3 protein-coding genes and 1 pseudogene are annotated in these 4,070 nt (G+C 30.5%); all 4 read right to left on the bottom strand.

The window, feature by feature from the left end; translation table 11 throughout:
* Window positions 1–81 precede the first annotated feature (81 nt).
* The gene (gene noc, locus J5G60_RS16985) at window positions 82–861 is read right to left on the bottom strand and encodes a nucleoid occlusion protein (protein WP_150358976.1); all 780 of its coding nucleotides are present in this window, start codon (window positions 859–861) and stop codon (window positions 82–84) included.
* Between the two features lie 99 nt (window positions 862–960).
* A complete protein-coding gene (gene rsmG / locus J5G60_RS16980) occupies window positions 961–1,674 on the bottom strand; it encodes a 16S rRNA (guanine(527)-N(7))-methyltransferase RsmG (RefSeq protein ID WP_150358975.1) in 714 nt (237 codons plus the stop codon).
* Between the two features lie 109 nt (window positions 1,675–1,783).
* Window positions 1,784–3,679, bottom strand: coding sequence for a tRNA uridine-5-carboxymethylaminomethyl(34) synthesis enzyme MnmG (mnmG, locus tag J5G60_RS16975; protein ID WP_150358977.1), 1,896 nt, complete (start codon window positions 3,677–3,679; stop codon window positions 1,784–1,786).
* 10 nt (window positions 3,680–3,689) lie between these two features.
* A pseudogene (locus J5G60_RS16970) lies at window positions 3,690–4,070 on the bottom strand (tRNA uridine-5-carboxymethylaminomethyl(34) synthesis GTPase MnmE); the annotation flags it as partial.

The raw sequence follows: 4,070 nt of genomic DNA, 5'->3' as shown, positions 1-4,070 counted from the left end.
ATCATATACTTTTTTAAAGTGTATGATTTTACGATATAATTATTTAGTTTATAAAAAATAAGATGTTTCACATGAAACATCTTATTTTTTAGGTATTGTAATTATTATTTGTATTCTATCGTCAAAATCCTGGGATTTATAATTCGCATTTAACCCATATTTATCAAATATCTGTTTAACTGTATTTATATAAACCTTAGGAGAAAATATCCCCTTTATTTTTTTTGCCTTACTTTTTTTTGTTTTTCTGTTTATGATTTTATCCAATTCCCTACTGATGAGTTCTTCTGTCTTCTTCACATTTAAATTTTTTTTAACTACATCTTTCAATACCTTTTTCTGAAGCTCCACAGTAGGAAGCTTAAGCAGTGCTCTTGCATGTCTCTCAGTTAAACCATTATCCAATAATATATTCCTAATTTCATTATCTAATTTCAATAACCTGATCTTATTTGCAATAGTAGATTGCTTTTTTCCTATAACCTCAGCTAATTTTTCTTGAGTATAAGAATGATCTTTTATTAAATTGTAATATGCCTCTGCTTCCTCCAAAAAATTAAGATCTTCTCTTTGCAAATTTTCTAAAAGTGCTATAGCCGCAGATTGTTTATCACTTATATCAACTATTATTACAGGTACTTCAGTTAATCCTGCCTTTTTTGCCGCTTTAAGTCTTCTCTCTCCAGCAACCAATTCATACTTATTTTCACCTAATTTTCTCACTGACAAAGGCTGAATTACCCCGTATGCATTTATGGATTGAGCCAATCCTTCCAAACTCTCTTCGTCAAAATATTTTCGTGGCTGATATACATTAGGCAAAATTAAATCTACATGTATATAATTAATATTCTTTTGCATATTTAATCATCCCTCTTATGTTTCCTATTATTAACATTTCTTTATTCTTTTATAAAATCCTGCTAGTTCGTATAAATTTCGTATGACAAATTGCTACATTTATTTCAGTGGTTTTTTAATAATTACTCCCGATTTTCTTGGGTAAATTTTAGGAGTTTCCCTAATCTTTTTTATTACGACTAAATTATGATTAAACCCATAATTTTCTACCTTGATTATATCCTCTACTTTCCCACCTAAAATATTAATTGCATTTCTACCATCTTTTATTTCATTCTCCACTGCAGGACCTTTCATAGCTATAAAATATCCATCTATTTTTACATATGGAATACAAAATTCACTTAAAACTGCCAAATTTGCCACTGCTCTTGACACAGCCATATCAAACTTTTCTCTATATTCCAGTTTTTTAGAAAAATCTTCTGCTCTTCCATGTATACAGTTTATCTCATCCAATTTAAGTTTTAACACAACTTGATTTAAAAAATTTATCCTCTTATTTAAAGAATCTAACAGTGTGATTCTTTTTCTTTCATCAAGTATCTTAATAGGAATTCCTGGAAATCCAGCTCCTGTTCCAACATCTATAATATTTAAAGCAGCTTTTATAGGTGAAAATTTAAATATTTCTATACAATCTATAAAATGCTTTTTAACAATATCCTCGTCTTCTACTATTGCAGTAAGATTCATTTTATTATTCCATAATTTTAATATATCTTTATATTTCATAAACTTGTTATACTTTTCTTCATTGAAACTCAATTCAATATCATTACATACTTCTTTCATAATTTGAAAATGATTCATAAAATTTCTCCACATCATTGTTATTTTAAATGACTATCAAATAATTCTAAAGTTCAGATAAGAAATGCTTTTTTGTATCTGAGCTTTAGAAGAATCTAGAAAAAAGCAATTAGCCCTTAGATAAAGCTCTTTCTCTGATTCTTTTTTCCATATAAATCAGCAATACAGAAATATCCGCCGGTGAAACCCCTGAAATTCTAGAGGCCTGGCCAATATTCATAGGTTTCACTTTATCCAATTTTTGTATAGCTTCTATCCTCAGTCCTTTAATCTCAGCATAATCTATATCACCAGGTATAAGTTTGTTTTCAAATTTTTTAAATTGATCTACCTGCTCAAGTTGTTTGTTTATATATCCCTCGTATTTTGAAATTATATTAACCTCTTCCTGAACGTCCTCACTTAATTCAGGTCTGTTCATATCCAACCCCTCTACATTAAAATAATTAAGCTCTGGCCTTTTAATCAGTTCATATAAGCTAACACTTTTTTTTAATTCAGAAGAATTCAATGAATTTAAAAAATCAATCACTTCTTTTTTCGGTGTTATTTGGACACTTTTAATTCTACTCAGTTCTTTTTCTATATTATACTTTCTTTTCAAATATCTTTTATATCTTTTTTCATCGACCAGCCCTATTTTATACCCTATTTCCGTAAGCCTTAAATCTGCATTGTCCTGCCTAAGCAATAACCTGTATTCAGATCGAGATGTCATCATTCTATAAGGTTCTTCAGTTCCTTTTGTAACTAAATCATCTATCAAAACACCTATATAAGCATCAGATCTCTTTAAAATAAAAGGTTCCTTTCCTTTAGATTTAAGAGCAGCATTAATACCCGCAATTATTCCTTGGGAAGCTGCCTCCTCATATCCAGAGCTCCCATTTAACTGACCTGCTCCAAATAGACCTTCAACTTTTTTGAATTCTAAAGAAAGCTTTAACTGAAGTGGATTTATACAGTCATATTCAATAGCATAACCTGTTCTTAAAAATTCTACATTTTCAAGCCCAATTATAGTTTTATACATGGCAATTTGTACGTCTTCAGGCATAGATGTAGAAGCACCATCCACATACATTTCATCTGTATTTTCTCCCTCAGGTTCTATAAATATTTGATGTTGTTCCTTATCTGGAAATCTAACTATCTTATCTTCAATCGATGGACAATATCTTGGACCTACAGATTTTATTGATCCATTATAAAGTGGTGATCTATCTATATTATTTCTTATAATTTTCGATGTATTTTTTGTAGTATAAGTTAAATAGCAGGAAACTTGATCTCTATCTAATTTTTCACTCATAAATGAAAATGGAATTATCCTTTTATCACCCGGTTGCTCTATCATCTTTGAGAAATCTACACTTCTCTTATTTATCCTAGCAGGTGTACCCGTTTTAAACCTCCTAAGTTCTATCCCTAAATCAAGTAAACTCTGTGAAAGATCATTAGATGGCATAAAACCATTGGGACCAGAACTATAACTAACGTCTCCTATAATTACTTTACCTTTTAAATAAGTTCCTGTAGCCAAAACTACAGCCTTCGCTTGAAAATATGCCCCATTTTTAGTAAGTACTCCACAAACTCTTTTATTTTTATCTGTTTTTATTTTTACTACTTCCAGCTGCCTCAAATACAAGTTGTGCTGTTTCTCAATTACTCTTTTCATTCTCCCTGAGTAATTTCTCTTATCAGCCTGAGCCCGCAATGAATGTACTGCAGGTCCTTTTGAAGTATTCAACATTCTTGATTGAATAAAAGTATGATCGATATTTACGCCCATTTCACCTCCCAACGCATCTATCTCCCTAACCAAATGACCTTTGGCCGTTCCTCCGACATTAGGGTTACAAGGCATAAATCCTATGCTATCCAAATTCATAGTACACATCAAAGTTTTACATCCCATTCTAGCTGCAGCAAGCCCTGCCTCACATCCGGCATGACCTCCTCCTACAACTATTACATCATATTTACCCGAAAAGTATTCCAATATCAACTACCTACTTTCCTAAACAAAATTGTGAAAATATCTTATCAATTATATTTTCTTCTAAAGTATCACCAGTTATCTTTCCCAAATTAATCCAGGCATTTCTCATATCTATAGAAGCTAAATCTATAGCAGAAGTATTTTTTAATGCATCTAACGCTTCAACGCAGTTTTCCCTGGCTCTAATTAAGCTTTCCTTATGTCTAACATTAGTTATAAATAAATCTGCAGGCTTGATTTCGCCCTTAAAAAACAGCTCTTTAATACAGATTTTAACTTTATCCAATCCCTTACCTAATTTAATTGAAGTCTTTATTACAAATTTCGAATTCAGTCCACAAATATTATCTAAATCTATTTTATCACCTATATCTATTTTATTTAATAAAAT

Source organism: Clostridium sp. HV4-5-A1G (genome assembly GCF_900184915.1).
Lineage (GTDB): Bacteria > Bacillota > Clostridia > Clostridiales > Clostridiaceae > Clostridium_B > Clostridium_B aromativorans.
This window is presented reverse-complemented; position numbering and strand designations above follow the sequence as displayed.

Bases quoted from the DNA above. Each gene is read 5' to 3' on its own strand.
- noc (WP_150358976.1), bottom strand. From the start codon at position 861: ATGCAAAAGAATATTAATTATATACATGTAGATTTAATTTTGCCTAAT.
- rsmG (WP_150358975.1), bottom strand. From the start codon at position 1,674: ATGAATCATTTTCAAATTATGAAAGAAGTATGTAATGATATTGAATTG.